The organism is Microbacterium meiriae, from assembly GCF_040702565.1.
Classification (GTDB): domain Bacteria; phylum Actinomycetota; class Actinomycetes; order Actinomycetales; family Microbacteriaceae; genus Microbacterium; species Microbacterium meiriae.
Genome location: NZ_JBFBLJ010000002.1, coordinates 260,624 through 284,810, shown reverse-complemented (window position 1 = coordinate 284,810; position 24,187 = coordinate 260,624). Strand labels below are relative to the sequence as shown.

General features: G+C 71.3%; 27 protein-coding genes. 14 read left to right on the top strand and 13 right to left on the bottom strand.

Annotated features, from left to right (window positions below; all coding sequences use genetic code 11):
• Window positions 1–68: 68 nt before the first annotated feature.
• The 3 genes from AB0310_RS08805 to AB0310_RS08795 are packed head-to-tail and all read left to right on the top strand — an operon-like array spanning window position 69 to window position 2,153.
• Window positions 69–1,298: an MFS transporter gene (locus tag AB0310_RS08805; RefSeq protein ID WP_366237046.1), complete on the top strand. Its 1,230-nt coding sequence runs from the start codon at window positions 69–71 to the stop codon at window positions 1,296–1,298.
• On the top strand, window positions 1,295–1,933 hold the full coding sequence (locus AB0310_RS08800; RefSeq protein WP_366237045.1) for a hypothetical protein: 639 nt from the start codon (window positions 1,295–1,297) through the stop codon (window positions 1,931–1,933). Before AB0310_RS08805 ends, AB0310_RS08800 begins: the two co-directional genes overlap by 4 nt.
• 25 nt (window positions 1,934–1,958) lie before the next feature.
• Entirely contained in the window at window positions 1,959–2,153 is a 195-nt protein-coding gene (locus tag AB0310_RS08795) for a hypothetical protein (RefSeq protein ID WP_280619853.1), read from the top strand.
• A 133-nt stretch (window positions 2,154–2,286) separates the two neighbouring features.
• Here AB0310_RS08795 and AB0310_RS08790 read toward each other — a convergent pair whose 3' ends face one another.
• Window positions 2,287–3,144 (bottom strand): Cof-type HAD-IIB family hydrolase, encoded by an 858-nt coding sequence (locus AB0310_RS08790; RefSeq protein ID WP_366237044.1) that lies wholly within the window; start codon window positions 3,142–3,144, stop codon window positions 2,287–2,289.
• Window positions 3,145–3,190: 46 nt separating this feature from the next.
• Window positions 3,191–4,036 carry an exodeoxyribonuclease III gene (locus AB0310_RS08785; protein ID WP_187662601.1) on the bottom strand — a complete coding sequence of 282 codons (846 nt, stop codon included), beginning with the start codon at window positions 4,034–4,036 and terminating at the stop codon, window positions 3,191–3,193.
• A 37-nt stretch (window positions 4,037–4,073) separates the two neighbouring features.
• Here AB0310_RS08785 and pyrE point away from each other — a divergent pair, with 37 nt between their 5' ends.
• Complete coding sequence (gene pyrE, locus AB0310_RS08780; RefSeq protein WP_187662600.1) at window positions 4,074–4,634, top strand: orotate phosphoribosyltransferase; 561 nt, start codon at window positions 4,074–4,076, stop codon at window positions 4,632–4,634.
• Complete coding sequence (locus AB0310_RS08775) at window positions 4,631–5,533, top strand: ROK family protein (protein WP_363446296.1); 903 nt, start codon at window positions 4,631–4,633, stop codon at window positions 5,531–5,533. The genes pyrE and AB0310_RS08775 overlap by 4 nt, the downstream gene beginning before the upstream one ends.
• Before the next feature lie 8 nt (window positions 5,534–5,541).
• Here the strand turns inward: AB0310_RS08775 and AB0310_RS08770 are convergent, their stop codons facing one another.
• The 3 genes from AB0310_RS08770 to AB0310_RS08760 all read right to left on the bottom strand — a co-directional run bounded on the left by AB0310_RS08770 (window position 5,542) and on the right by AB0310_RS08760 (window position 8,046).
• A complete protein-coding gene (locus tag AB0310_RS08770; protein WP_366237043.1) occupies window positions 5,542–5,877 on the bottom strand; it encodes a hypothetical protein in 336 nt (111 codons plus the stop codon).
• 122 nt (window positions 5,878–5,999) lie between these two features.
• Window positions 6,000–7,142, bottom strand: a complete 1,143-nt coding sequence (locus tag AB0310_RS08765) for an MFS transporter (RefSeq protein ID WP_366237042.1) — start codon at window positions 7,140–7,142, stop codon at window positions 6,000–6,002.
• Between the two features lies 1 nt (window position 7,143).
• A complete protein-coding gene (locus tag AB0310_RS08760) occupies window positions 7,144–8,046 on the bottom strand; it encodes a MurR/RpiR family transcriptional regulator (protein ID WP_187662596.1) in 903 nt (300 codons plus the stop codon).
• A gap of 164 nt (window positions 8,047–8,210) precedes the next feature.
• Between AB0310_RS08760 and AB0310_RS08755 the strand changes: the two genes are divergently transcribed.
• The 8 genes from AB0310_RS08755 (at window position 8,211) to AB0310_RS08720 (ending at window position 17,607) form a co-directional block, all read left to right on the top strand.
• Window positions 8,211–9,761 carry an ABC transporter substrate-binding protein gene (locus AB0310_RS08755; RefSeq protein WP_187662595.1) on the top strand — a complete coding sequence of 517 codons (1,551 nt, stop codon included), beginning with the start codon at window positions 8,211–8,213 and terminating at the stop codon, window positions 9,759–9,761.
• Window positions 9,762–9,828: 67 nt separating this feature from the next.
• Entirely contained in the window at window positions 9,829–10,800 is a 972-nt protein-coding gene (locus AB0310_RS08750; protein ID WP_187662594.1) for an ABC transporter permease, read from the top strand.
• The gene (locus AB0310_RS08745) at window positions 10,797–11,684 is read left to right on the top strand and encodes an ABC transporter permease (protein ID WP_366237041.1); all 888 of its coding nucleotides are present in this window, start codon (window positions 10,797–10,799) and stop codon (window positions 11,682–11,684) included. Before AB0310_RS08750 ends, AB0310_RS08745 begins: the two co-directional genes overlap by 4 nt.
• Entirely contained in the window at window positions 11,681–12,586 is a 906-nt protein-coding gene (gene murQ, locus AB0310_RS08740) for an N-acetylmuramic acid 6-phosphate etherase (RefSeq protein WP_315636488.1), read from the top strand. Before AB0310_RS08745 ends, murQ begins: the two co-directional genes overlap by 4 nt.
• Window positions 12,586–13,776, top strand: coding sequence for an anhydro-N-acetylmuramic acid kinase (locus AB0310_RS08735; RefSeq protein WP_366237040.1), 1,191 nt, complete (start codon window positions 12,586–12,588; stop codon window positions 13,774–13,776). Before murQ ends, AB0310_RS08735 begins: the two co-directional genes overlap by 1 nt.
• Window positions 13,773–14,900, top strand: coding sequence for an enolase C-terminal domain-like protein (locus tag AB0310_RS08730; RefSeq protein ID WP_366237039.1), 1,128 nt, complete (start codon window positions 13,773–13,775; stop codon window positions 14,898–14,900). The genes AB0310_RS08735 and AB0310_RS08730 overlap by 4 nt, the downstream gene beginning before the upstream one ends.
• Complete coding sequence (locus AB0310_RS08725; RefSeq protein WP_366237038.1) at window positions 14,897–15,979, top strand: serine hydrolase domain-containing protein; 1,083 nt, start codon at window positions 14,897–14,899, stop codon at window positions 15,977–15,979. Before AB0310_RS08730 ends, AB0310_RS08725 begins: the two co-directional genes overlap by 4 nt.
• Window positions 15,976–17,607: an ABC transporter ATP-binding protein gene (locus AB0310_RS08720; protein WP_366237037.1), complete on the top strand. Its 1,632-nt coding sequence runs from the start codon at window positions 15,976–15,978 to the stop codon at window positions 17,605–17,607. The genes AB0310_RS08725 and AB0310_RS08720 overlap by 4 nt, the downstream gene beginning before the upstream one ends.
• Window positions 17,608–17,628: 21 nt before the next feature.
• Here the strand turns inward: AB0310_RS08720 and AB0310_RS08715 are convergent, their stop codons facing one another.
• The 6 genes from AB0310_RS08715 to AB0310_RS08690 form a co-directional block, all read right to left on the bottom strand.
• Window positions 17,629–17,793: a hypothetical protein gene (locus AB0310_RS08715; RefSeq protein ID WP_259953864.1), complete on the bottom strand. Its 165-nt coding sequence runs from the start codon at window positions 17,791–17,793 to the stop codon at window positions 17,629–17,631.
• On the bottom strand, window positions 17,790–18,359 hold the full coding sequence (locus AB0310_RS08710) for a YdeI/OmpD-associated family protein (protein ID WP_259953866.1): 570 nt from the start codon (window positions 18,357–18,359) through the stop codon (window positions 17,790–17,792). Before AB0310_RS08710 ends, AB0310_RS08715 begins: the two co-directional genes overlap by 4 nt.
• 1 nt (window position 18,360) lies before the next feature.
• Entirely contained in the window at window positions 18,361–19,170 is an 810-nt protein-coding gene (locus tag AB0310_RS08705) for an HAD-IIA family hydrolase (RefSeq protein ID WP_025104898.1), read from the bottom strand.
• Window positions 19,171–19,265: 95 nt separating this feature from the next.
• Window positions 19,266–19,898 (bottom strand): metal-dependent transcriptional regulator, encoded by a 633-nt coding sequence (locus AB0310_RS08700; RefSeq protein WP_259953869.1) that lies wholly within the window; start codon window positions 19,896–19,898, stop codon window positions 19,266–19,268.
• A gap of 44 nt (window positions 19,899–19,942) precedes the next feature.
• Complete coding sequence (locus AB0310_RS08695) at window positions 19,943–20,242, bottom strand: hypothetical protein (RefSeq protein ID WP_136052938.1); 300 nt, start codon at window positions 20,240–20,242, stop codon at window positions 19,943–19,945.
• 20 nt (window positions 20,243–20,262) lie between these two features.
• Window positions 20,263–21,546, bottom strand: a complete 1,284-nt coding sequence (locus AB0310_RS08690) for an Nramp family divalent metal transporter (RefSeq protein ID WP_366237036.1) — start codon at window positions 21,544–21,546, stop codon at window positions 20,263–20,265.
• 105 nt (window positions 21,547–21,651) lie between these two features.
• Between AB0310_RS08690 and AB0310_RS08685 the strand changes: the two genes are divergently transcribed.
• Entirely contained in the window at window positions 21,652–22,317 is a 666-nt protein-coding gene (locus AB0310_RS08685) for a TrmH family RNA methyltransferase (RefSeq protein WP_366237035.1), read from the top strand.
• A gap of 22 nt (window positions 22,318–22,339) precedes the next feature.
• Here AB0310_RS08685 and AB0310_RS08680 read toward each other — a convergent pair whose 3' ends face one another.
• Window positions 22,340–22,657, bottom strand: a complete 318-nt coding sequence (locus tag AB0310_RS08680) for a hypothetical protein (protein WP_366237034.1) — start codon at window positions 22,655–22,657, stop codon at window positions 22,340–22,342.
• 119 nt (window positions 22,658–22,776) lie between these two features.
• The gene (locus AB0310_RS08675; RefSeq protein ID WP_366237033.1) at window positions 22,777–24,099 is read right to left on the bottom strand and encodes an MATE family efflux transporter; all 1,323 of its coding nucleotides are present in this window, start codon (window positions 24,097–24,099) and stop codon (window positions 22,777–22,779) included.
• Window positions 24,100–24,187 lie beyond the last annotated feature (88 nt).

Genomic DNA, 24,187 nt, shown 5'->3' with positions numbered 1-24,187 from the left:
AGGGCGGGGGCTGTCGCGCGGCATCCCCCGTGCGACGGACGCGGGAGGTACGTCTGCCAGGATCAGGTGTGACCTCCTCGCCGCGCCCGCGCCTGGCACCGCTCTACCTCGCCGGGTTCACCACCGCGTTCGGCGCGCACGGCATCGCCGCGGCCCTCGGCGCCGAGACCGAGGACATCGGCTGGACGCTGCTGGCCTTCGGCTTCACGCTCGCGCTGTACGACCTCGCCGAGGTGTTGCTGAAACCGCTCTTCGGCGCCCTCAGCGACCGGGTCGGCGTGCGTCCCGTGATCATCGGCGGGCTGTTGGCCTTCGCCGCGTTCTCGGTGGTCGGAGCTCTGGCCCCCGGCATGGTCGGTCTCGTGATCGCGCGCTTCGGCCAGGGAGCCGCGGCCTCCGCGTTCTCGCCGGCCTCGTCCGCTGCGGTGGCGCGGTTGACGGACGAGGCGTCGCGTGGCCGGTACTTCGGGCGCTACGGCTCCTGGAAGAGTCTCGGCTACGCCCTCGGCCCGCTGCTCGGCGCGGTGCTCGTGGTCGTGGGAGGGATCCCTGCACTGTTCTGGGCCCTCGCCGTGCTCGGACTCGCGGCAGCCGGATGGGTGCTCCTCGCCGTCCCCGCCGTGCCGGTGCTGCCCCGGAAGCGGGTGACCCTCGTCGACCTCGGCCGGGAGCTCATCGCCCCGGGGTTCCTCGTCCCCACGCTCGTGCTGGCGGCCACGACCGGTGCGCTCGCCGTGGCCGTGGGATTCCTCCCGCTGCTCGGGCGACAGGCCGGGCTCGGCACGGTGGGCAGCATGGCGATCGTCACGGTGCTGGCGATCGTGTCGAGCATCGTGCAGCCGTTCGTCGGCGCGGCGCACGACCGCGGTCGGCTCTCCGTCCGTCTCGGGGCCGTCGGCGGGCTGCTCCTGATCGGCCTCGGCATCGGGCTCACCGCGCTGTGGGTGACGCCGATCGTGCTGTGCGTCACGGGCGTGCTGGTCGGCGCCGGGGTGGGCCTGGCGACGCCGGTGGCGTTCTCGCACTTGGCGGCATCGACGCCCGCGGAACGCATGGGACGCACGATGGGCAGTGCGGAACTGGGTCGGGAGCTGGGCGACGCGGGTGGCCCGTTGGTCGCCGGGGCCGTGGCGACGGCGACGGTGCCGGCGGTCGGAATCGGCGTCATCGCGGCGCTCACGGCGGGGGCAGGCGCCCTGGCTCTCCGCGGTCTGCGACCGCCGCGCGTCGACGCGCGGCCGGACCAGAACCGGGCGAACGGACACGACGGCGAAGGTCGGAAGTATGAAGCGACATGAAGAGCGCCGAGTGCAATACGATCCAGTACTCAGTACTACAACTTCATTCTGAAGCACTGTGGAGAGATCGCGTGCAAGTGAATAAAACCGTGCTGTGGGGAGTAGTGAGGGCGGGGGTGGCCATCTTCCTCGTGGTGATATGCGCGGTCTTGGTCATTCCTGCTCTCACGAAGACACCGGGGCCCGGCGATCAGTTCGAGTTCCCGATCAGCTGGCAGCGATCGAAGGACCCAGACGTCCCGGATGCCGCCAACACAACCATCGAGCTCTACGCGGACGGAACTGCCCAACTGTCGGGAATCTCATTAGGGCACATCGAAACGTCTGCTGACGCCCGGCTTTGTGTCGCTGACGCCAGCGAGGGAGATGCTGGCGATGCGCGTTGGGAGGTGGACGACGACGGTGTACTTCACGTTCGTAGCGTCGACGGAGAAGCGGTCTTCCTGCCTGGGGCAGGACGGTTCTCGGGCTCCGACTGGTCCGAGCTTCGCGAACCGTTCTGTGACGAGACCTTCGTTGACTTCAGTCCATCGCGGGATGAAGCGGAGGATGCTGCCGCACGGCGTGTGCGGGGTAGCAGTTCTCCGATGGCACCACCTATGAGCTTCGCTCCCGGGACTGCACGTGTCTGCTGAGTCAGTGATCGGACCGATACTGATCGTGATCGGGCTTGCCCTGATGCTCTTCCGCAGGTCTGTTTCCCAGATCTTCCATCACGGCGTGGAGAGGATGTACGGGGAGCCGTTAGCTGATGATGCGATGCCGCCCGGGAGGACGCCGATGAGGATGCTCATCGTCGGGATACTCTTCATCGGCTTCGGCATCTTCACTCTCGTCGGCGCACTTCTGCGGTAGCGGTGGCACAACGCTGACGTGGTGGTTCTCGAACCTGGAGGGGACGGTGAACGTGCAGACGGTGGCGAACGCGACGGGTACGACCACCCGCATGCTCCGCCCGCAATATCGATGTGTCGGGTGAATCGATTTGTCAGGTATTCGCCCGAGAGGCGATAGCCCGATAGCCGAGCAGGCGCTCTATCACGCGGGCCACGCCGTCCTCGTCGTTGGTCGCGGTGGTCTCGTCCGCGGCCTCCTGCACGACGGGTTCCGCGTGCGCCATCGCCACGCCGTGACCGGCCCAGCGGAGCATCTCGACATCGTTGAGGGCGTCTCCGAACGCCACGACGTCGGAGCGATCGATGCCGAGGTGGGTGCAGAGGCGCGCGAGTCCCGTGGCCTTCGTGACGCCCTGCGCCATGACCTCGACGAACGGGGCGCCGGACAGCGTGGCCTCGAAGCCGGTGAGCCCGAGGGACCGCAGGGTCTCGAAGAGTGCGGCGGGCGCGAGCTCGGGGTGCCGGATCACGAGTTTGAGCGTCGGCGCGGCCAGCACCTCGTCCAGCGGGACGCCGCCCATCGTCGCGGGGTCGCGCTTGTGGTCGGACAGCTGCGCGATCGTCGCGTAGCCGTGCTGCGCGACGAACGTCTCGCCGCCCTCCCGTACGCTCGCGAAGAGCAGGCCGGGAACGCTGGCGCGCAGCGCGTCGGCGACGGTGCGAAGGGTCGCGGGCGGCAGCTCCTCGGCGAACAGCATGCGGCCCTCGGCGAGATGCGTCGCGTACGCGCCGTTGCCGCACAGCGCCCACCCGTCGAATCCGGCGTCGGCGGCGATCACGCGAAGGCCGATGGGCTGGCGGGCGGTGACCGGCACCACCGCGACACCGGCGTCCCGCGCGGCATCGAGCGCCGCACGGGTGCGCGGCGACACCGCGGATGAGCTGTCGAGCAGCGTGCCGTCGAGGTCGGTCGCGATCAGCCGCACGGAATGGGTCCCTGAGTCTGCCATGCGATGGGTCCCTGAGCCTGTCGAAGGGCCTGAGCCTGTCGAAGGGTCAGGAGAAGATCATCGGCAGATCGTCGTCGGCGTCGTCGCCGCCGAAGTCCACATCGACCACCACGGGCACGTGGTCGCTGGGCTGCTCGCCCTTGCGCTCGTTGCGGTGGATCGACGCGCCGGTGACGGCATCGGCGAACGTCTTCGAGCCGAGGATGAAGTCGATGCGGATGCCCTCGTTGCGCGGGAACTTCAGCCGCTGGTAGTCCCAGTAGGTGTAGCCCTCGGGGAGCAGCGGACGCACCACATCGGTCACCCCCGCGTCGGTCAGGGCGAAGAACGCGTCGCGCTCGGCGGGGGACACGTGGGTGGACCGGCCGACCACGATGTCGGGATCGCCGTTGTCATGGTCGAACGGGATGATGTTGAAGTCGCCGACGAGGGCGAGCGGGAGGTCGGGGTTCGCCGACAGCTCGGCCGCGGTGGACCGCTTGAGCTGCTCGAGCCAGTGCAGCTTGTAGGCGTAGTGCGGGTCGTCGAGCGAGCGGCCGTTGGGCACGTACAGGCTCCAGACGCGCACGCCGTCGACCATGACGCCCAGGGCGCGCGCCTCCTGCGGGGCGTCGGGGCCCTCGTGGCCCTTCGCGAACCCGGGCATGCCGTCGAACGCGGTGCGCACGTCGGTGACGGGCAGTCGGCTCGCGATCGCGACGCCGTTCCACTGATTCAGGCCGTGCACCTCGACGTGGTAGCCGGCCTCCTCGAACGGTGCATACGGGAACTGCTCCGGCTTGCACTTCACCTCCTGCATCGCGAGCACGTCGATGTCTTCACGGACGGCGAACTCGACGGTGCGGGTGACGCGGGTGCGGATGGAGTTGACGTTCCAGGTGGCCAAGCGCATGCGTCCAGCCTAGGGTGTGCCTCCTACACTGGATGCCGTGACCGCACTCGACGCAGACCGCCGGACCCTCCTCGCCCTCATCACGGACGAGGCGGTGTTCCACGGCGATTTCACCCTCTCCAGCGGCAAGAAGGCGACGTACTACGTCGACATGCGCAAGCTCACCCTCGACCACCGCGCCGCCCCGGCGATCGGCCGCATCATGCTCGACCTGATCGCCGATCTCGACGTCGTCGCCGTCGGCGGTCTGACGCTCGGCGCCGACCCGATCGCGAACGCCGTCCTGCATGCCTCGGTCGGCACAGACCGTCCGCTCGACGCGTTCGTCGTGCGGAAGGAGCCGAAGGACCATGGCCGCGGTCGCCAGATCGAGGGCGCCGACGTGAAGGGCAAGCGCGTGGTCGTGCTGGAGGACACCTCGACCACCGGGCAGTCCGCGCTCAAGGCGGTCGAGGCGCTCCGCAAGGAAGGCGCGGAGGTCGTCGCCGTCGCGGTGATCGTCGACCGCAAGACCGGCGCGCAGGCCGCCATCGAGGCCGAGGGTCTGGAGTGGCGCGCGGCGTTCGACCTCGACGACCTCGGGCTCGACCCGCAGTGACCCGCTACGCGCTGGCCGTCGATGTGGGCGGCACGAAGATGGAGGCCGCCCTCGTCGCCGACGACGGCGCGCTCGTCCCCGGCAGCCGCAGCCGGCAGCCCACCGGCCGTGAGGCGACGTCGGCGTCGTTGACGGCGGCGGTCGACGCGATCGTGCGGCATGCGCTCGCGGCCCTTCCCGCCGACGCGGAGCTCGTCGGCGCCGGGATCGGCAGCGCGGGTCCCGTGGATCGGACCCGCGGTGAGATCCTGCCGGTGAACATGCCCCTCGCGCGGGGTTTCGGCCTCGTCGACGCGGTCGCCCGTGCGGCCTCGACCGCACTCGGCCGGGAGGTCCCGGCGGTCCTGGGCCACGACGGCGGCGCGCTCGCGCTCGCGGAGTCGTGGCTGGGGGCGACGCAGCAGGCGGGAGCCTCGTTGTCGATCGTCGTGTCCACCGGCGTCGGCGGCGGTTTCGTCGTGGGCGGTGCGTATGTGCCCGGGGCGAGCGGCAACGCCGGGCACCTCGGCCAGGTGCGCCGCGAGGGCGGGCTCACTCTCGAGGAGATCGCCTCCGGACCTGCCAGTGCCGCCTGGGCGCGGGAGCAGGGCTGGTCCGGCGCGACCGGGGAGGACCTGGCTCGGGATGCCGCGGCCGGTGTCGCCGTCGCCCGTGCGGCGATCGAGCGCTCGGCCCGCGCCGTCGGGGAGGCGCTGGCCGATGCCGCCACCCTCGTCGACCTCGATGTCGTCGCCATCGGCGGGGGCTTCTCGCAGGTGTCGGCGGACTACATCGATCTCGTCCAGCAGGCTCTCACCGCCAGCGCCGTGCACGAATACTCGCGTCGCACCCGCGTCGTCCGCTCGGGCCTGGGCGACGAGGGGCCGTTGATCGGCGCCGCCGCCCTCGTCCTGCGCTGACGGGAGGCTCAGCTTCCGGACACGAGCAGGCGTCGCGGGGGCCCTTCGAGCCGGGCGACGGCGATCTTCAGGTCCGTGACGTCCGCCGCCACCGCATCGATGCGGGCGCCGAGCTTCTCTTCGACGGTGTCGATGCGGGCGCCGAGCTTCTCTTCGACGGTGTCGATGCGGGCGCCGAGCTTCTCTTCGACGGAGCCGATGCGCGCGGAGAGCCGGTGGTCGACGGTGCCGAGACGCTCGTCGATGCGACGGATCATCCACGCCCCTGCCGCGAACAGGCTCGCGCCGAGGGTGAGCACGATGCCGATCGCGCTGACGATGATCGTGACGGTGTCCGCGGACACGGGGCTCCCTTCCTCGGTGCGGGTGTGGCTTCGACGATACGTGGTCGGCGTGCGGGCGCCGGTCGGAATTCCGGCATCTGTGAAGAGGTCGCGTGCGGACCCGATGGGGGAGGAAGAGTGCGTCACCGCAGCGCCGGGACGGGGCGTCCGGAGCGCGACGTCATGAGCATCAGCACGGGGATGGCCGCGCACACCACGGCGGACACGAGGAAGGTGACGCTCGACGCCGGGTCGCGCCCGATCAGCAGGACGAGCGTGGGCACGAACGTGCCGCCGACCGCGCCGCAGGCCACGAGCGCCCCGGTGACCGCGGCGCTGCGGACCGGATCGAGACGGTCGAGCGCGAGTCCGAGGATGAGTCCGTAGCTCGGGGCCAGCAGGACCACCACGACGGCGAGGATGATCAGCGCTGCGACCGGCTCATCGCCGAGGAGCACGCCGGCGAGCACCAGGAGGACGGCGGCAGCCCCCGTCGCGGTCGCCAGCAGCGCGAGCGGCGGAACCGCCGCGCGCCGGAGCGCGGCGGCGCCGAAGCGGCCGACGGCCATCAGTGCCCAGAAGGCGGAGGTGCCGAGGGCGGCGGCGGCGGGCTCGATAGCGAGCACCCGCTCCGGGATCACGGCCGACCAGCCGGACAGGACGGTCTCCACGCCGACGTAGAGCGGCAGAGCCAGCGCGAAGGGGAGGAGGACGAGCAGGGAGCGGGCGTCCCGTCGCGCCGGGGGCTCGGTCGAACGGGCGAGAGTGGTGGCACCGGCGAGCACCGCCACAGTCGCCAGGGGTACGGTCGCGAGCAGCGCCAGAGCCGGACGGGAACCGGCCCCGAGCGCCACCACGAGCGGTGTGACGGCGGCGCACACGGCGACCGTGCCCATCAGGGCGCTCAGCACCCCGGTCGCGCTTTCGGTGCTGGCGGCCTTGGCGGCCACGGAGCCCGCTGCCTCGACGAGACCGAACCCGAGCCCCGCGAGCGCGGCGGCCGCGATGAAGACGCCCGGATCCGTCGCGAGGGCGACACCGACGATGGCGGCCGCCTGCAGGAGGCTGCCCAGCACGAGCGTCGTCCGGGGTGGGCGGCGCACGAGGAGCGGACCCGACAGCAGTACCCCCACGAGGAGGCCTGCGAAGAGGACGGGCACGGCGGCACTCAGGTCCGCGTCCGTCGTGCGCTCCGCGGAGGGGAGGACGGCAGGGACGAACGCCGCGGTCACGCCGAGGCCGCCGAACGCCGTGAACAGCCCGACGCGGAGTCGGCTCGCGCTCATCTCAGGCACCGCCCGCGCGCACGTGATGCACGGCGGCGAAGGTGTCGCGGAGGGCCTCCATCGAGCGGTCGTAGTTGGACTGCGCGACCCCGATGAAGATGCAGTCGACGACCATGAGCTGGGCGATCCGGCTGCCCAGGGCCCCGGAGCGGAAGCCCGTCTCGCGCGCCGCGGTGGTCAGCACGATGTCGGCCTGACCGGCGAGCGGGGAGCCGGCGTGGTTGGTGATGGCGATGGTCGTCGCGCCCGCCTGCCGGGCGAGCAGGAGGAACTCGATGGTGTCGGTCGTGGCGCCCGTGTGCGAGACGGCGATCGCGACGTTCCCCGGCCCGAGGGTGGCGGCCGAGGTCCACGCGGCGTGCGGGTCGGACCACTCCAACGCCGTCCGCCCGATCCGGGTGAGCTTGCGCTGGAGGTCGAGCCCGACGATGGAGCTCGCGCCCACGCCGAAGATGTCCACCCGGGTCGAGGAGGTGATCGCCTCGACCGTGGCGCGGAGCGCCTCGGTGTCGAGCACCTTGGCGGTGTCGGCGAGGGAGAGCGTCTCGGCGAGCGACACCTTCGCGACGATGTCGGCGAGGGTGTCGTTGCGGTCGATGTCGCCGGACACGGCGGGGAGTGCGGCGGTGTCGAACGTCTCGCGCTCGACCTCCCGCAGCACGTGGTTGCGCAACTCGCGCACATGCTCGTACCCGAGTCGTTTGCAGAACCGCACGACGGACGTGGTCGAGGTGTCGCAGCGGTGCGCGAGCTCCGCGACGGAGAGCCCGGCGGTTCCGGCGGGGTCGGCGAGGAACAGGTCGGCGATGCGCTGTTCGCTCGGACGGAGTTCGGGGCGGAGGGCGCGCATCCGCACGAGCACGAGGTGGGTGCCGGCATCGTCGCGGGCGGCATCGTGGGGCATGGGGTCTCCGATCGGTGTTCATAACACTAGAGGAACTTCTGTTACACGCGTAGGTACTTTCCTGTACTTTTGGTACTTACCCAGACCGACGATGTTCGCGGGGTATCAGGCAGCACCGCCTGATCCGAGCCAGGGCGACGCGGTCCCAGCCAGGAGGAAACAGCATGAGCACAGCACGGTGGGCGTCCCTCGGCGCCCTCACCGCCACGGGCCTCGCCGCGGCGCTCGTCATCACCGGGTGTTCCGCGCCCGCATCCAACCCGTCCGACGGTGGATCGGGCGCCGCCGGCGGCGACCTCGTCATCGGCGTCACGAGCGATCCCGACACGCTCTTCCCATGGAAGGCCACCCAGTTCCAGGCGGTCAACGTCCTGCAGAACCTGTACGGCACGCTGACCGAGTTCGACGAGGAGCTCAACGTCGTCCCCGGTCTCGCCGAGTCGTGGGACGTCTCCGAGGACGGCCTGACGGTCACCCTCCACCTCCGCGAGGGCGTCACGTTCGCGGACGGCAGCGCGTTCGACTCCGCTGACGTGAAGTACTCGCTCGACGCCATCGCCGACGAGGCGACCGCCGCGGTGGCCGCGAGCTCGCTCGCCTCGGTGGCCGCGGTCGAGGCCACCGACGAGAGCACCGTCACCCTCACCCTCAGCGCCCCCGACGCCGCGCTGCCGGCGAACCTCGCCGTGATCAACATGGCGATGCTCTCGTCGGACGACACCGAGGAGGCGCTCAACACCACTCCGAACGGCACCGGCCCGTTCGTGCTGGAGGACAGGAAGGCGAGCCAGTCGCTCACCCTGGCCAAGAACGACGACTACTGGGGCGACACCGCGCTGCTCGACACCGTCGAGTTCCGCGTGATCCCCGACGAGTCGTCCATCGTGTCGGCGATGCAGTCCGGCAACGTGCAGCTGGCCGTGTTCGACGACCCGCTCGTCGCGCAGACGGCCGAGGGTGCGAACGTCGAGGTCGCCACCACCCCGCAGCTCAGCTACCACGCCCTGCAGCTGAACGCACAGCGCGGCGACCTCGCCGACGTGAACGTGCGCCTCGCGATGCAGTGCGCGATCGACCGCCAGGAGGTGCTCGACACCGCCGCGCTCGGGGAGGGCGAGGTCACCGGTCCGATCACCTCTCCCGCCTTCAAGTCCGACCCCGACGCGCGCCCGTGCCCGGAGCGCGACCTCGACAAGGCGGCCGAGTACCTGAAGAAGGCCGGCAAGGAGGACGGCGTCACCGTCAAGACGATCGTGTCGCAGGGCGAGTACGCCACCTCCGTCAACGAGGCGCAGAACCTCAAGGCCCAGCTCGCCGATGCGAACATCACGCTCGACCTGGAGGTGCTGGAGTCCGGCGCGTTCGTGGACCGCTGGATCGCGGCCGACTTCGACGCCGCGGTCGCCCTCAACGGCGGACGCCCGGACCCGGACGGCATGTACGGCCGTTACTTCACCAGCACCGGCAACCTGAACCAGGTCGCAGGGTACTCCTCGCCTGAGCTCGACGCCCTGTTCGCCGAGGGACGCGAGACGGCCGACCCGGAGAAGCGCAAGGACATCTACGCGCAGGTCTCCGAGAACCTCGAGGACAACGCCGCCTGGATCTGGCTGTTCACCAGCTACACCTACACCGCGACGGCCTCGACCGTCGACGGCTTCACCCCGATGGCGAACGGTTCGCTGCAGTACCTGCGGACCACCTCCATCCAGTAGTGGAACGAGGGGGCGCGGACACCCGCGCCCCCTCGCCTCCCCGACGACAGGCACCCCACCCACGCGCATGTTCAGACAGCTCCTCCGCAACAGCGTGCTGCGACGCATCCTCGCAGCCCTCGGCACCCTCTTCGGCGTCGCCGTCTTCGTCTTCCTGATGCTGCGCGCCATCCCCGGCGATCAGATCAGCTCCGGCCTCGGCACCGAGGCGGCGGCCCTCACCCCGGCGCAGCGCGCCGCGCTCGAGGCGTACTACGGGCTCGACCAGCCGCTCATCGTGCAGTTCTTCTCCTGGCTCGGCAACATCTTCACCGGCAACCTCGGCTTCTCCTCCCGGGCCCAGACCAGCGTGCTCGAGCTCACCGCCGCCGCGCTGCCGGTCACCTTCGAGCTCGCGATCTTCTCGATCGTCATCGCGCTCGCCATCGGCATCCCGCTCGGCATGCTGTCCGCCTCGAAGCCCGACTCGCTGCGTGACGGCGTCGGCCAGGTCGTCGGTCTCGCCGGCCTCTCCATCCCCGCGTTCCTGCTCGGCACGGCGCTGCTCGCGATCCTCGCGCAGTCGCTCGGCTTCAACCCGAACGGCCAGGGCTACGCGCGGCTCTTCGACGATCCGGCCCTGAACCTCCAGCAGATGCTCCTGCCGTCGATCGTGCTCGGCTTCGGCATCGCCGCGCCCATCATGCGCACCACCCGCACCGCGGTCCTGGAGATCCGCGCCAACGACTTCATCCGCACCGCCAGGGCGAAGGGCGTGCCCCCGCGTCGGCTGCAGGTGCGTCACGTGCTCGGCAACGCCCTGGTCCCGATCGTCACGATGACCGGTCTGCAGTTCGGCTACCTGCTGGGCGGGGCGGTCGTGGTGGAGCAGATCTTCTCGCTCCCCGGCATCGGGCGCCAGGTGCTGCTCGGCATCCAGCAGAAGGAGTACGCGCTCGTGCAGAGCACCGTCCTGGTGATCGCGCTCGCCTTCGTCATCGTCAACCTGCTCACCGACCTGCTCTACCGGGTCATCGATCCCCGGGTGCGTGCCGCATGACCGACATCTCTCAGACCCCGGCCCTCGCTCCCGGCGGCGGGCGCACGATGGAGCGCGTGCGTCTCCTGCTGCGCAGCCGCAGCGGTCTCGCCGGCCTCATCATCGTCGTGCTGCTCGTGGTGCTGAGCCTCGTCTCGGCGTTCGGCCTGCTGCCGTTCGACCCGCTCGCGCAGGACCCGCCGTCCCGGCTGCAGCCACCGTCCGCGGTGCACTGGTTCGGGACCGACCAGTTCGGCCGCGACGTGTTCTCCCGGGTGGCTGCCGGCGTCGCCAACTCGGCCCTCATCTCCGTGGTCGCCGTGGCGTTCGCGACCGTGGTCGGCACGGTGTGCGGACTCATCGCCGGCTTCTACCGCGGCTTCTCCGACGGGGCGATCACCGCGGTCACCAATGTGCTGTTCGCGTTCCCGCCGCTGCTGCTCGCCCTGTCGCTCGCGTCGGTGTTCGACCGCAACTGGTTCACGATCGCCGTGGCCATCGCCATCGTCTACGTGCCGATCTTCATCCGCGTCACTCGCGGCCCCGTGCTGTCGCTGCGCGAGGTGGAGTACGTCAAGGCGGCCAAGAGCACCGGTCAGGCGCGGATGGCGACCATGTTCCGCCACGTGCTGCCGAACATCACCTCGATCATCATCGTGCAGGTCACGCTGTCGCTCTCGTGGGCGGTGCTGACGGAGGCATCGCTGAGCTTCCTCGGACTCGGCACCCCGCCGCCCGCGCCGTCGCTGGGGTCCATGATCTTCGAGGCGCGCACCCTCGTGACCATCGCCCCGTGGACCATGATCGCCCCCGGCGTGATCGTCGTGCTCCTCGTCGTCGGCCTGAACCTGCTGGGCGACGGGCTGCGCGACAGCCTCGATCCGCGGAACCGGGGCAAGCGATGATCGCGGAAGACCTCGGCGCCCTCGCCACCGAGGCGAGCGACCCCCGGTACGCCCGCCTCGACCAGATGAGCGTGGCCGAGCTCGCGCAGACCATGAACGAGGCCGACGCCACCGTGCCCGCGGCCGTGCAGCGCGCTCTCCCGCAGATCGTCCCGGCGATCGAGCAGACGGCCGCGCGCATGGCGCAGGGCGGGCGACTGGTGTACGTGGGCGCCGGCACCCCCGGGCGCATCGGGGTTCTCGACGCCTCCGAATGCCCGCCCACGTTCAGCACGCCGCCGGAGCTCGTGTTCGCGATCATGGCGGGCGGTCCCGGCGCGATCGTGAACCCCGTCGAGGGCGCGGAGGACGACGCCGACGCCGGCGCCGCCGCGATCGACGAGGCCGGCATCGGCCCGCTCGACACCGTGATCGGCATCGCGTCCAGCGGTCGCACGCCTTATGTCGTCGCGGCCGTCCGGCGGGCGCGTGAGCGCGGGGCGCTCAGCATCGGTCTGTCGTGCAATACCGGCACCGTGCTGAGCGCGACCGCGGAGCACGGCATCGAGGTCGAGGTCGGCCCCGAGGTACTCTCCGGCTCCACGCGACTGAAGTCCGGCACGGCGCAGAAGCTCGTGCTGAACATGTTCTCGACCATCGCGATGGTCCGGAACGGCAAGGCCTACGGCAACCTGATGGTCGACGTGAAGGCCACGAACCACAAGCTCCGCGAGCGGGCGATCCGCATGGTGCGGACGATCGCCGCTGTCGATCGCGACACGGCGGCCGCCGCGCTGGAGAGCTCCGGGTGGGATGTGAAGCTCGCCTCGATCATGATCCGCCGCGGGGAGGACCTCGCCGCGGCCACCGACCGACTCGCGGCAGCAGGCGGCCGTCTGCGCACCGCACTGGAGGAGAACTGATGCGCGTCCTGGGACTGATCTCCGGCACTTCGCACGACGGGATCGATGCCGCCGTCGTCGACTTCGCCACCAACGGGGGCTTCACGGCGCACGGCGTCGACCTCCGGGGCACGGTGCTCGCCTCCACGAGCATCCCCTACGATCCCGAGCTGCGGGCACGCCTCATCGCCGCGCTGCCCCCGGCGCAGACCACCCTGGCCGAGGTGGCCGAACTCGACACCCTCATCGGGCAGGCGTTCGCCGACGTGGCGGCCGAGATCGCGGCGGAGGTCGGCGGCGTTGACGCGGTATGCTCGCACGGCCAGACCGTGTACCACTGGGTCGACGGCGCGCACGCGCTCGGCACCCTGCAGATCGGGCAGCCCGCCTGGATCGCCGAGAAGACCGGTGCGCCCGTCGTCTCCGACATCCGTATCCGCGACATCACCGCGGGCGGCCACGGCGCGCCGCTCGTGTCGTTCCTCGACGAGCTGCTGCTCCGCGGCCGCGCCGGCGTCTCGGCGGCGCTGAACCTCGGTGGCATCTCGAACATGACCGTCGTCCGCCCGGACGGCCTCGTCGCCTACGACATCGGCCCCGCGAACGCGCTGGTCGACGCGGTCATCGTCGCGCACGATCTCAACCCGCTCGGCTATGACGACGATGCGGCGATCGCTCGGACCGGACGGGTCGACGAGGCGCTGCTGGACGCCATGCTCGCGGACCCCTACTACGCCCTCACTCCGCCCAAGAGCACCGGCAAGGAGCACTTCCACCTCGCCTACGTGCACGAGCACCTCGCGGCGCAGGGACGCGAGATCGCGGTCCCCGACGTCGTGCGCACGCTCACCGAGCTCACGGTCCGCACGGTCGCCCGCGACGTCGAGGCCGCTGGGATCGGGTTCCTCGCGGTGTCCGGCGGCGGCTGCCGCAACCCGCTGCTCCTGGAGGGGCTGCGGACCGCGCTGCCGCAGACCGAGGTCGTGCTGGCCGACGAGCTCGGCGCCCCCGCCGACAGCAAGGAGGCCATCCTCCTCGCGCTCATCGGCTGGTCGACCCTGCACGGCGTCCCCGCGATCGTCCCCGGCGGGACGGGGGCGCGCGAGCCGCGCATCCTCGGCGCGATCACGCCCGGCGCCGGTCCGCTGCAGATGCCCGAGCCGGTGGCGGCCATCGACTCCCTCACCCTCACGGAGGCGGCGGGATCGTGACCGTCGTCGAACGGATACGCGTGCTGCGGGTGCCTTCGCCGCTGGCCCGCCCCTTCGTCACGGCCGTCCGTCGCACGGCCCACCTCGACGTCGTGCTCGTGGAGGTGACCGACGCCGACGGCCGCCGCGGATACGGGGAGGCCGCGACGAGCTGGCGCGTCACCGGGGAGAGCCCCGAGAGCGTGGCGGCTGTGGTCGCCGGTCCCCTCGCCGACGCCGTGCTCGGGCGCTCGGTCGACGATCCCGGGCTGCCGGACGCCCTCGCCGCGGCCGCCTGGGGCAACGCCGCCGCACGCAGCGCGGTGGCGTGCGCGCTCGCCGACCTCACCGCGCAGCACCGAGACGAGCCGCTCGCACAGACGCTCGCCCCGGACGGAGACGCGTCCGCGCGCATCCGCACCGACATGACGCTGTCGGTGGCGGAGCCGGCCGCGGTGGCCGCGACCGCCGTCGAACATGCGGCGGCGGGATTCCGCTGCCTCAAGGTCAAGGCGTCCCAGGACCACGACACGGTCTCGGGGCTCCAGGCCGTCCGTGCCGCCGTCGGCGGCGACATCGCCCTGCGCGTGGACGCGAACCAGGCGTGGGACGCCGGGACGGCGATCCGCGTCATCCGGGCGGCGGAGGACGCCGGCGTGGGTCTCGAGCTCGTCGAGCAGCCCGTCGCCGCGCGCGACCTCGACGCGCTGGCGGTGGTGACCGCCGCCGTCGACACCCCGATCATGGCGGACGAGTCCGTCCGCACCGCGCAGGATGTCCGCGACATCGCCGCGCGCGGGGCTGCCGGGCTCGTGAACGTCAAGCTCGCCAAGACCGGCGGGCTCAGCGAGGCGCTCGCCTGCGTGCAGGCCGCCCGTTCCGCCGGCCTCGGCGTCGTCGTGGGCTGCATGATGGAGTCGCACGTGGGTGTGGCCGCCGCGGCGCATCTCGCCGCCGCCGTCGCTCCGGACGTCGTGCACGACCTCGACGCGGCATCGTGGCTGCGCCGCTCCCCGGTGACCGGAGGGCTCACCGCCGACGCGGAGTGGCTCACCCTCGCCCCGGCAGCAGGACTGGGGATCACCGGGATCGCCCCCGATGCCGAGGTGCTGCTCGACCGCTCCCGGACAGGGGTTCTCGTATGAGCGCTGCCGAGGCGATCGCCGCCGTCCTCGCCGGGCCGACCGCGCCGCGGGGAGCCGTCGCCGGTGTCGCCACCCGCACGAGCCGGGACACGGCCACCGGCGGTTTCGCCGACCTCCCGGGGACGCCGGTCACGACGGACACCGCGTTCGACCTCGCCTCGGTCACCAAGGTCGCCGGGACCACCACCGCCATCCTCCGGCTGGCCTCCCGGGGCGACCTCCGACTCGACGATCCGGTCGACCGCTTCATCCCCGGCACCGCCTGCGCACCAGGGACCACCGTGCGCCATCTGCTGCTGCACCGGGCGGGACTGTGGGAATGGCAGCCGCTGTACCTCGACGGCACGCACGCCGACGGCGCGGCCGCCGCAGATGCCCTCCCGCTCCGCTACGGCGTGGGCGACGGACGGCACTACTCCGACCTGGGCTTCCTGATCCTCGGCCGCATCGTCGCCGCCGCGACCGGCCTCTCCCTCGACGCCGCCGTGCGCGAGCTCGTGACCGAGCCCCTCGGCCTCACACGCACGGGCTACGGGCCCGTCTCCGGTCCGGTCGCGTCATCCGCGGGCGACGGGGATGCCGCCGAGCGACGCATGGTCGCCACCGGCACGCCCTACCCGATCCTCACCTCTCGTCGGCACTTCCCCTGGCGTGAGGGGGAGATCACCGGCGTCGTCAACGACGGCAACTGCTTCCACGCCCTGCGCGGCGTCTCCGGGCACGCCGGCCTCTTCGGCACGGTCGACGACCTGCTCACTCTCGGCGTCGCGCTCGCCGATGCCGAGGCGCACCCGGACCTCTGGGACCCGGCACTCGTGGCCGAGCTGTTCCGCGACGGCCCCGACCCCGGTCAGGCGCTCGGCTGGCGCAGTGACACCGTCACCGCGGGCGGACGACCGCTCCGGATGCTCTGGCACCCCGGATACACCGGCTGCGCCCTGGGCGTGGTCCCCGCCACCGGAACCGCCGTCGTCCTGCTTGCGAACCGGCTGTTCGCGAGCGAGGTCGCCCCCACCGAGACCCTCTGGCGCGCAGCGCTGCCCGCACTCCTGGACCCCGAAGGAACGAGTACCCCATGAGCACCACTCCGCCCGTGCTGAGCATCGACGGCCTCGCGGTCGCCTTCCGGACCGGCTCCGAGCTGGTCACCGCCATCAGCGACATCTCGATCGACATCGCCGCCGGGGAGACGGTCGCCGTGGTCGGCGAGTCCGGCTCCGGGAAATCCACCACGGCGGCTGCGGTCAACCGTCTGCTGCCCGAGAACGGCGTCATCACCGCGGGCAGCATCCGGTTCGACGGCCGCGAGCTCACCGACCTCCCCGAGAACGCGATGGTGTCCCTCCGCGGGGCCGGCATCGGCCTCGTGCCGCAGGACCCGATGTCGAACCTCAATCCCCTCATGCGCGTCGGCGAGCAGATCGGGGAGGCGCTCGAAGTCCACGGGCATACCAGCGGCGACGCGACGAAGGCCCGCGTGGTCGAGCTTCTGGAGATGGTCGGGATCCCCGATGCCGCCCGCCGGGCGGCCCAGTATCCCCACGAGTTCTCCGGCGGCATGCGGCAGCGCGTGCTCATCGCGATGGGACTCGCCTGCAAACCGCGGCTGCTCATCGCCGACGAGCCCACCTCGGCGCTCGACGTCACCGTGCAGCGGCGGATCCTCGACCAGCTCGATCAGCTGACCGACGAGCTGGGCACCGCGGTGTTCCTCATCACCCACGACCTCGCTCTCGCCGCCGAGCGCGCCGACCGGATCGTCGTGATGTTCCGCGGCCGTGTCGTCGAGGAGGGGACCTCGGCGCAGGTCCTGGGGAACCCGCAGCACGAGTACACCCGGCAGCTGCTCGCGGCCGCGCCGAGCCTGGCGTCCCGCCGCGACGCCCTGCCCTCACGCGAGATCGCCGCCGACGCCGTGCCCTTCGTCGAGATCCGCGACCTGCACAAGGAGTTCGCGCTCCGGAACGCGAAGGCCGGGGAGCCGCAGACCTTCACGGCGGTCGACGGCGTGAGCTTCTCGATCCGCCGCGGCACGACCGTCTCCATCGTGGGCGAGTCGGGCTCCGGGAAGTCCACCACGGCGAACATGGTGCTGGGGCTGGAGGACGCGACCTCCGGGTCCATCCTCTTCGACGGCACCGACCTGACGACCCTCCGCCGCAAGGCGCTCTTCGCGCTGCGCCGCCGCGTCCAGCCCGTCTTCCAGAACCCCTACGCCTCGCTCGACCCGCGGTACACCGTGGAGCAGTCGATCGCCGAGCCGCTGCGCGTGCACCGGATCGGCACCGCGGCCTCCCGGCACGCCCGCGTCCTGGAGCTCCTGGAGCAGGTCGCCCTGCCCGCGGCCATGGCCGAGCGGCTGCCGCACGAGCTCTCCGGCGGACAGCGGCAGCGGGTCGCGATCGCCCGCGCCCTGGCCCTGGAGCCCGAGCTCGTCGTGCTGGACGAGGCGGTCTCCGCGCTCGACGTGCTGGTGCAGGCGCAGATCCTCGACCTCCTCGCCGACCTGCAGAAGCGCCTCGGGCTCAGCTACCTCTTCATCAGCCACGACCTCGCCGTCGTGCGCATGATCTCCGACGAGGTGCACGTCATGCAGCGCGGCGTCGTGGTCGAGAGCGGCACCCCGGAGAGCATCTTCGACACGCCGCAGCACCCGTACACCCGGGAGCTGCTCGCCGCGATCCCCGGGGCGTCGCTCGCCTCCTGAGACGTCCAGGCGGCCGTCGGCTCAGCGCCGGCGGTCGTCGTCGTCCCAGGGGCCTTCCCACCAGCCGGCGCGGCCGTCATCCTCGCCGCCGCGGCGGCGGGAGCGCACGAACTGCACCACGAACACGACCAGCGACGTGAGCGTGATGAGGATCAGGACGAGGAACAGCAGGTCGCTCTGGTTCATGGGCGCTTCCCCTCCGCGGCATCCGCCACGATCTTCGCGATGCGGGCGGCCTTGGTCTCCGCGCGCTTGGCCATCGCGATGTGCGTGAGGCCGAACTTCTTCACCGACTTCGGGAACGCATCCCAGGTGGCCCTCGCCGCCGGCACCGCGTCGAGGGCGGCGGTGAGCTCCGGGGGCTCGATGCCGGACTCCGGGCCGTCGAGCACGGTCCACGAGCCGTTCGCCTTCGCCGTCTCCAGCGCGCGGATTCCGGCAGGGGCGAGCAGCCCCGCGGCCTCCAGCTCCGCGATGCGCGCCTTGTTCGTCGCCGCCCAGCCGCTCCCCGGCCGTCGAGGGGAGAACCACTGGCCGCCGGTCTCGTCGTCGAACGTGCGCACCGGGCCGTCGATCCACCCGAAGCAGAGGGCCTGCCGGACCGCGTCCTCGTAGCCGACGCCGGTGGCGGATCGCCCGCGGACGCTCAGCAGCCACACCCCGGCCGTGCGTTCGTGGTTCGCCTCGAGCCAGGCGCGCCAGGCCGCGGCGTCCGCCGCCGTGACCCGCTCGCCGTCGTCGAGGGCGCCCACGTCAGTCCTCGTCGAGGGTGGGGATCGAGTCGGTGATGGTCGGCAGCAGGTCGGCGACCGAGTCGACGATCTCATCCGGCCGGAAGGGGTACTGCTCGATGATCCGCTGATCGCTGATGCCCGTGAGCACGAGCACCGTGTGCAGACCCGCCTCGATGCCGGCGACGATGTCCGTGTCCATCCGGTCGCCGATCATGCCGGTCTTCTTCGAGTGCGCGCCGATCTTGTTGAGGGCCGAGCGGAACATCATCGGGTTGGGCTTGCCGACGACGTAGGGCTCCTTGCCGGTGGCCTTGGTGATGAGGGCGGCGATCGCTCCCGTGGCCGGCAGCACCCCGTCGGCGCTGGGGCCGGTGGCGTCCGGGTTGGTCACGATGAAGCGCGAGCCGTTGATGATGTGGCGGATGGCCTTCGTGATGGCCTCGAACGAGTAGTTGCGGGTCTCGCCGACGACGACGAAGTCGGGGTTCGTCTCGGTCATGATGAAGCCGGCCTCGTGCAGCGCGGTGAGGATGCCGGCCTCGCCGATAACGAACGCGGAACCGCCGGGGAGCTGCTGCGCGAGGAAGTCGGCGGTCGCGAGCGCCGAGGTCCAGATGCGCTCCTCCGGCACGATCAGGCCGCTCGCGCGCAGGCGGGCGGAGAGGTCGCGGGCGGTGAAGATCGAGTTGTTCGTGAGCACGAGGTAGGGGATCTCGTTGCGCTCCCATCCGGCGAGGAGTTCGGAGGCCCCGGGGATGGCGTCGTTCTCATGGACGAGCACGCCGTCCATGTCGGTGAGCCAGCATTCGATGTCGTCACGGTGTGCCATGTGCTCAGCCTAGAGGCCCCACCTTTCCTTTCGAATCGCCTGATTGGCCCCATCCCCGGCCGATTTGCCGCAAAGTGCGCGATTCGAAGCGGGGGTCAGGCCGACAACCACACCACGTCGCGGGCGGCGGCGGGCAACGGCGGCTCGGTGCCGTCGAGGGCGATGCCGAACGGGGTCACCGTCACGGTCGTGCCGACGGTGAGGCCCTGGGCCTCCAGGGTCCGCAGGAGCTCCGGGTCGCGGTCGTCGACGCGGAGCACGCGGCCGGTGTGTCCTTCCGGGGCATCGGCGAGCAGGACGAAGGGCACCCGTTCGATGCGGCCCTCCGCGTCCGGGATGGCGTCTCCGTGCGGGTCGAAGCGCGGCCGCCCCAGGCGCTCGTCGATGCCCTCGAGCAGCCGGTCGCTGATGGTGTGCTCCAGCACCTCGGCCTCGTCGTGCACCTCGTCCCACCCGTACCCGAACTCCTGCACGAGCCAGGTCTCGATGAGGCGGTGGCGGCGGACCATCGCGAGGGCGCGGGTGGTCCCGGCCTCCGTCAGCCGGACCGCTCCGTACGGCACGTGCGACACGAGCCCCGCCGCGGCGAGCTTCTTCACCATCTCCGTGACCGACGACGGCGCGATGCCGAGCTTTGCGGCCAGGACCGAGGGGGTGATCGGCGCATCCTGCCACTCCGTGTGTGCGTAGACGGTCTTCAGGTAGTCGTCAGCTGCCGGGGATGCCACCCGTCAACCTTACGCGTTCGGGTCGGGCTGCCTCGCGGCCTGGGTCAGGCGCTCGCGGAGCCGAGCAGGATCACGGCCGCCTGCCCCGCGAAGAACAGGACGAGGAACCCCAGGAGGGCGGCGGCGAGCGACAGGCGCCCGTCGAAGCCCTCCACCTCGGCGATGCCCACCTTGCGGGCACGGAAGGCGAAGACCAGGGTCGCGACCCCGAGTGCGAGCTGGACCCAGGGGCTGGCGGGGCCGATGACCTTCGGGAACGCGATGAGCAGACCGCCGATGACGCCGGTCGCGAAGCCGCTCCAGGTGAGGAGGCGGACGGTGCGACGGGCGGAGGCGGCAGACATGGTGTCGAGCCTATCCGCCGTCATGCCCCCGTCAGCACCAGCCAGAGCAGAGCGCCGTTCAGGGCGATGAGGAGCACCGAGGCCACGACGCCGGCGACCGTCGTCCACACCCGGTTGACCCACGCGCCCAGTGTCCGGCGCTGCGCGGTGAGGGCGACGAGAGGGATGAGCGCGAACGGGATGCCGAACGACAGCACGACCTGGCTGAGGACGAGGGCGAGCGTCGGATCCACCCCGATGCCGAGGATCACCAGCGCGGGGATGAGCGTCACCAGGCGGCGCGCCAGCAGGGGGATGCGCACGTGCAGCAGGCCGTGCATGATCTCGGCGCCCGCGTATGCGCCGACGGAGGTCGAGGCGAGACCCGAGGCGAGCAGCCCCACGGCGAAGAAGGTCGCCACGACCGGGCCGAGGCCTGCGGCGAGGGCGGCGTGCGCACCCTCCAGCGAGTCGGTCCCCGCGACCCCCGCGAGGTTCGCCGCCGCGAGCAGGAGGATGCCGAGGTTCACGGAGCCCGCGATGACCATGGCGATCGTCACATCCCAGCGTGTCGCCGTGAGGAGGCGGCGGATCCGCGAGGTCTCGACCCGGGCGGCCTCCTCGGTCGTCTCGGCGCTCGTCGCACCGAACCGGTCGCGGGCCAGGGAGGAGTGCGCGTAGATCGCGTGCGGCATGATCGTCGCGCCGAGGATCGAGGCGGCGAGGAGCACGGACCCCGTGTCCTCGAAGCGCGGCACGAGGCCGCTCACCACGCCGGCCGGATCCGGCGGCGCGAGGAAGAGACCGGCCATGAAGCCGATCGTGATCACGAACATGAGGCCGATGATCACGAACTCGAAGGGCCGGGCGCCGCGACGGCTCTGCACGGCGAGCAGGACCATCGACACCGCGCCGGTGATGAGGCCGCCCCATAGCAGGGGGACGCCGAACAGCAGGTTCAGGGCGACGGCGCCGCCGATGACCTCGGCGAGGTCCGTCGCCATCGCGACCAGCTCGGCCTGCAGCCAGTAGGCACGGCGGGCCCAGGGGCGGCGCAGCCGCTGGCCCAGCACCTCCGGAAGGCTCTGGCCGGTGACGACGCCGAGCTTCGCGGACAGGTACTGGATCAGCCAGGCCATCACATTGCCGGCGACGACCACCCACACGAGCAGGTAGCCGTACTGCGCCCCCGCGGTCATATTGCTGGCGACGTTGCCGGGGTCGAGGTAGGCGACACCCGCCACGAGCGCCGGTCCCAGCAGCCACAGCAGGCGCGGCGAAGCGGTGCGAGCGGGGGTCAGCGAGGCGTCGGAACTTTTAGGCACACCGAAACCGTAGCGTATTTTTCGGTGTGCCTAAATATCTGCGAGATGATTCTGGCGACCTCTTCGCCGACGGGGAGACGGCCGACACGGCGATAGCCTGGCGGGATGGATGCGCAGCGCCCCGAGAGCTCGGACCCGACCGCCCCCGGTGGGTCTCCGGCGCAGCCCGGATACGGCGTCGGACCCTGGCCGGGAGGACCGTCGGCCTGGCCGCGGGGAGACCAGTACGATCCGGAACTCCTCGCGGAGGGCGACACGCGGAACGTGATCGACCGCTACCGCTACTGGCGCGTGGAGGCGATCGTCGCCGACCTCGACACGCGGCGTCATCCGTTCCACGTCGCGATCGAGAACTGGCAGCACGACATGAACATCGGTTCCATCGTGCGCAGCGCCAACGCGTTCCTCGCCGACACGGTGCACATCATCGGTCGCCGTCGCTGGAACAAGCGGGGCGCCATGGTGACCGACCGCTATCAGCATGTCGTGCACCACGAGGACATCGCCGCGTTCGCCGCCTGGGCCGCGGCGGAAGGGCTGCCCGTCATCGCGATCGACAACGTCGACGGGGCCGTGCCGGTCGATCGTGCCGACCTGCCGCGCTCCTGTGTCCTCCTCTTCGGTCAGGAGGGGCCCGGGCTGTCCCCGGAGGCATTGGCGGCCGCCTCGGGTCACATCGAGATCACGCAGTACGGCTCGACCCGCTCGATCAACGCGAGTGCCGCCGCCGCTGTCATCATGTACGAGTGGTGCCGTCGCCACGCGGCGTGACCAGCGCGGCCGGTCGGCTCCGTCAGGCCGGATCGATACCGAACAGGTGTCGCGAGATCGCGCTGACGTCGCGGTCGAGGCCGTCCATGCGCCGGCTCAGGCCGTGCACCTCCTTCCGGAGATCCCCGATCTCGGCTTTCACGCCGACGATCTCGCCCTTGATCCCGCCGATCTCGCCCTTGATCCCGACGATCTCGCCCTTGATCCCGCCGATCTCGGTGCGAACCGTGCCGATCTCCGTCTTGATGATCCTCACGAACATGGTCGCCATGAGAGTGATCGTGGCGTACATGCCCGTGGCAAGGACTCCGATCGTCGTCCATACCTGTGCGTCGTTCATCCCCAGCATCCCTTCAGTGTCGCTCCATGTTCGTCGGAAGCGCGAGGGGTGCGGGGTGCTGTATTCCGCTCTGCCCGGCGGCGGGGGATAAGTCGTCCTCTCCGTCGGTTGTGGAGGACTTATGCGGACGCGGCGAGCCATCGCCCGGAGCGCACTCGCCACCCCAGCGTCGCCAGCCGTGCGAGCAGGTACACCCCGAAGAACGCGACGGCCAGCCACACGAGGCCGGCGGTGCCGTCGATCCCCGTCGCGGCGATGATGCCCAGGGCGGGCAGGAACGGCACGAGGTTCAGACCGCCCGCGATCGCCAGGTACCGGGCGTCGTCGGCCCCCATGAGCACGCCGTCGAGCACGAACACCACGCCCGCGATCGGCTGCGCCATCGCGAGCACGAGCAGGGCCGGCTGCACCACCTCCGCCACGGCCCGGTCGCCGGTGAAGACGATGCCGAGCACCCCGGAGAGGGCGGCGATGACGGCGCCGACCACGACCCCGAACCAGGCCCCCCATGCGACCGTCCGCGCCAGCACGCGGCGCACCTGCTCCTCGTCCCCGGCGCCCAGCTCCTTGCCGATCAGCGCCTGCGCGGCGATCGCGAGCGCGTCGAGCGCGAACGCCGCCGCCGAGAAGATGGTGAACACGATCTGCCAGCCGGCGAGCTCCTCGGTGCCGATCCCCGTCGCCACGGCCACGGTCGCGAGCAGGGCGACGCGCAGGCTCACGGTGCGGAGGAACAGCCACCCGCCCGACGTCGCGGTGTGGCGCAGACCGTCCCGCTGGGCACGCAACGAGGCGCTGTGCCGGGTCGCGAGACGCCGGACCACGAGCGCGTACGCCGCGACCATGCCCCACTGCGCCGTCACGGTGCCCGCCGCGGAGCCGGCGATGCCCCAGCCGAGTCCGTAGATGAAGAGCCAGTTCAGCAGGGCGTTCGCCGCGAAGCCGAGTCCCGCGATCCACAGCGGCGTCATGGTGTCCTGCATTCCCCGCAGCAGCCCCGTGGCGGCGAACACGATGAGCATCGCGGGGAGACCCCACATCGAGATCACGAGGTACTCGTTCGCCTGGGCCGCGACCTCGGGGCTCGCCCCGAACAGCGAGACGAGCCAGGGGGAGGAGACAGCGCCGACGACGGCGAGCACGGCACCCAGGCCGAGCGCCAGCCACATGCCGTTGATCCCGACCGAGACCGCCTCTCCCGGACGCCCGGCCCCGAACCGACGCGCGACCGCGGGGGTGGTGGAGTACGCGAGGAACACCATGAGGCCGACGATCGTCTGCAGCACGGCTCCGGCGATGCCGAGTCCGGCGAGGGGGACGGTGCCGAGGTGGCCGACGAGGGCGGCGTCGACGATGAGGAAGGCCGGCTCCGCGATGAGGGCGCCGAGCGCGGGGACGGCCAGGCGCAGGATCTCGCGGTTCAGGGAGGTGCGGGCGGCCATCCTCCGAGCCTATGACCTGTCGTCGACCCCCGAGACCTCCGGCCTCGACCGGACGTAGGGTGAAGGAGGAGCTCCGAGCGGACGGAGG